The sequence below is a fragment of the Streptomyces lushanensis genome (assembly GCF_001700515.1).
In the GTDB taxonomy this organism is placed as follows: domain Bacteria; phylum Actinomycetota; class Actinomycetes; order Streptomycetales; family Streptomycetaceae; genus Streptomyces; species Streptomyces lushanensis.
The window spans coordinates 1-3,221 of the sequence record NZ_MAUD01000171.1; the positions used below are offsets into that span (position 1 = coordinate 1).

At 73.2% G+C, this 3,221-nt stretch carries 3 protein-coding genes; all 3 read right to left on the minus strand.

Annotated elements, in window-relative coordinates:
- Positions 1-93: 93 nt before the first annotated feature.
- Complete coding sequence (locus BFF77_RS15895; protein WP_066949600.1) at positions 94-372, minus strand: acyl carrier protein; 279 nt, start codon at positions 370-372, stop codon at positions 94-96.
- Positions 373-543: 171 nt separating this feature from the next.
- Positions 544-1,542, minus strand: coding sequence for a threonine ammonia-lyase (locus tag BFF77_RS15900; RefSeq protein ID WP_079125201.1), 999 nt, complete (start codon positions 1,540-1,542; stop codon positions 544-546).
- Positions 1,539-3,167: an amino acid adenylation domain-containing protein gene (locus BFF77_RS15905; RefSeq protein WP_079125202.1), complete on the minus strand. Its 1,629-nt coding sequence runs from the start codon at positions 3,165-3,167 to the stop codon at positions 1,539-1,541. Before BFF77_RS15905 ends, BFF77_RS15900 begins: the two co-directional genes overlap by 4 nt.
- Positions 3,168-3,221: the final 54 nt, after the last annotated feature.

The window sequence follows — 3,221 nt, forward strand, 5'->3', positions numbered from 1 at the left end:
CACCGGAAAACCCGGACCACGCAGGCCCACCTGGTCCCAGAGCCGCCATCGCCCGCTCAGCGAAACGGATTCCTCGGCCATCCGGATCTCCCCCTACACCTGTTCGGCGGCGCGGTCGGCGAGATCAGCGGCGAGGACCTCGGCGAGTTCGGCCGGCGAGGGATAGGTGAAGATGAGCGCCACCGGCAGCTCGGTGCGGAGTGTGTCCTGGAGCCGGGCGATGATCTGGAAGGCGGCCAGGGAGTCGCCGCCCGTCTCGAAGAAGTCGCTCGTGGTGTCGAGGGTGGTGTCACCGAGAGTCTCCCGGTAGAAGCCCGCGATGAGTTCGGGGAGCTGGGAGGTGTCGACCGTGTGCTGTTCCGCTGTGGTCATGATGTTCTCCTTGAATGTCGCTTCGTGATGTCAGTGATGTCAGTGGTATCGACGTGTCGGTGTGTCGGTGTGTCGGTGGTGTCGGTGGTGTCGGTGACGTTGCCGGGAAGGGTGGGACGCGCCGTCGGCACGGAGTAGTCCCTGACCCGCGCCCGGCGGCTCGACGGCCCTTCAGGGAGCGGGCGTTCGGGCGGCCAGGGCCGCCGGGCCGTTTCCGCCGGACACGATCACCGCGGCCGTGCCGTCGAAGCCTCGGTGCAGCGCTCCGGCCAGGGCCACGGCGCCGCTGGGCTCCGCCGGGATCCCCGCCGCGTGCAGCAGGCCCGTGGCGTGGACGATCGCCTCGTCGGTGACTCCGATCAGTTCGTCCACGCGCTGTCTGATCACAGGGAAGAGGATCTCGCCCGCGCGCTGGCCGCGCAGTCCGTCGGCGACGGTGTCACTGGGCGGCAGTTCGACGGGGTGACCGGCGGCCAGGGCGCGCGCGTAGCGCCGGGTGCCCGCGGGCTCCACACCGACGATCCGTACCGGCCGTGTCAGCCCCGCCGCGGCGAGACACACACCGCCGAGCAGACCGCCGCCACCGGTCGGGACGAAGACGGTGTCGGCGCCGGGCGCGTCCTCGAAGATCTCCAGGCCGACGGTGCCCTGTCCGGCCACCACGAGTTCATGGTCCGACGAAGGCAGCGGCACGGCTCCCGTACGCTTAGCGAAGTCCTGCGCGTACCGGTCGCGTTCGGCGACTCCGCCGCCGCTGCGGATGACGCGGGCGCCGAGGGCCGCGACGGCCCGCGCCTTCGCCTCGCTCGCTCCGGCCGCCATGACGACGGTGACGCCGGCACCGAGCGGCCCGGCGAGGGCGGCCACCGCGAGACCGTGGTTGCCCGAGGAGCCGGCGACGATCTCGCGGGCGCCCAGGGCCAGCAGCGCGTTCGCCGCTCCGCGCAGCTTGAACGAGCCGCTGTGCTGGAGATGTTCGGCCTTGAGCAGAACGCCGGGCAGTGAGCCGGCCGTCAGCAGCGGCGTACGCCGTACGTACGGGGCGATCCGCTCAGCGGCGGCGACGACGTCGGCGTGGCCGAGCCGGACACCGGCAGGGCCGCCGAGCCGCACCCCGGCGTGGCCCAGCCCGGTGTCCGCGTGGCTCAGCCGGATGCCCGCGGCCGTCATGACACACGCTCCGCCATCGGCGCGGCGGACGTCGGCGCGACGGACCGGCCGAGCGTGCCACGGTCGGTCTTGCCGCTGCGCGTCACCGGCAGCCGTTCGATACGGCTGAATCGCCTGGGCAGCATATGAGGCGGCAGGGTGGTGGCGAGATGGGCGCGTACGGACGCGTCGCCGGTCTCCGCGGGCAGGCCGGTGACATGCGCGTACAGCCAGGTCCGTCCCTGGCCGTCGGTCTCGGCGGTGACCACGGCGCCGGTGATGTGGGGATGCGTGAGCAGCGCGCCCTCGATCTCCGCCGGGTCCACCCGATGGCCGCGGATCTTGATCTGCCGGTCGGACCGGCCGAGATACTCCAGCTCGCCGCCGGGCAGCCGCCGGGCGAGATCGCCGGTGCGGTACATACGGGCGCCGGGCGGGCCCGAGGGATCGGGCAGGAAGCGCCCGGCCGTCAGGGCGGCCAGCCCCCGATAGCCCCGGGCGACCCCGGTGCCGCCGATGTACAGCTCCCCCACCGCGCCGTCGGCCACCGTCCGCAGATCGCCGTCGAGCACCTGGACGGTGACGCCGTCGATGGGAGTGCCGATGACATCGAGGGAGGTGTCGGGTACGGCGGGCACCTGGTACCGGGTGGAGGTCATCGTGCATTCGGTGGGACCGTACTGGTTCACCAGCAGCCCGTCGACGAGCGCGCGCCCGCCGGCGGCGAGGAAGGGCCGCAGCGATTCGCCGCTGGAGACCACCGTGCTCACCCCGCCCAGCCGTTCGGCCGCGTCGGGTCCCTGTGCCAGAAAGGTGAGCAACGAGGGTGTCGTGCTCAGCACGGTGTCCGCGCCGTACTCCCGGAGGGTGGCCGCGAAGGTGTCGGCGCGCAGCAGCCGGGCGCGGTCGACCAGAACGAGACGGCCGCCCGCGACGAGCGGGGCGAAGACATCCCTGATGGACGCGTCGTAGCCGAGCGGGGCGAGCTGGACGGCCACGGTGTGCGGGCCGAGCCGGTAGTCGCGCACCACGAAGCGCAGATACGCGTCGAGCCCGGCCCGTTCGATCATGACCGCGTGCGGCGCTCCGGTCGATCCGGAGGTGTGGCTGATGTAGGCGAGCGAGCGCGGCCCGGGCGCGGCCGACGGCTCCGGGAGCACGGGGGACGCGCGGACGTCCGTGTCCGGACCGGGCGCCGGGAGCCGGTCGAGCAGCAGGGTCGGTCCGGTCACGGGCAGGACGAGCCGCTCGGCGAGCGCGGTGGTGGTGAGCAGGAACCGGGCCTGTCCGCTCCCGGCCATGGACACCAGCCGCGGCAGCGGCAGTTCGACGTCGAGTGTGAGGAACGCTCCCCCGGCCCGCAGCACCGCGGCCATCGCGACAACGGCGTCGACGCCGCGTTCGACGGCGATGGCGCACACCTCCTCGGGGCCTACTCCCCGGTCGGTGAGAATCCGGGCCAGCCGGTCGATCCGGTCCGCGAGTTCTCCGTACGAGAGCTCCCTGTCCGGTGTGACGACGGCGACGGCGCCCGGATCGCGCGTGGCGTGGGCGAGGATCTCGTCCACCGGGCCGCGCGCACCGGGCGCGGGGCCCCACCCGGGGTCCGGGCGATCCGCGCCGTCCGTGCGGTGTGCGCCGGTCATCCCTGCTCTCCCGTCCCGGTGGTGCGGTCGACGGCGACGAAGCGGAGTTCGGAG

Bases quoted from the DNA above. Each gene is read 5' to 3' on its own strand.
- BFF77_RS15895 (WP_066949600.1), bottom strand. From the start codon at position 372: ATGACCACAGCGGAACAGCACACGGTCGACACCTCCCAGCTCCCCGAA.
- BFF77_RS15900 (WP_079125201.1), bottom strand. From the start codon at position 1,542: ATGACGGCCGCGGGCATCCGGCTGAGCCACGCGGACACCGGGCTGGGC.
- BFF77_RS15905 (WP_079125202.1), bottom strand. From the start codon at position 3,167: ATGACCGGCGCACACCGCACGGACGGCGCGGATCGCCCGGACCCCGGG.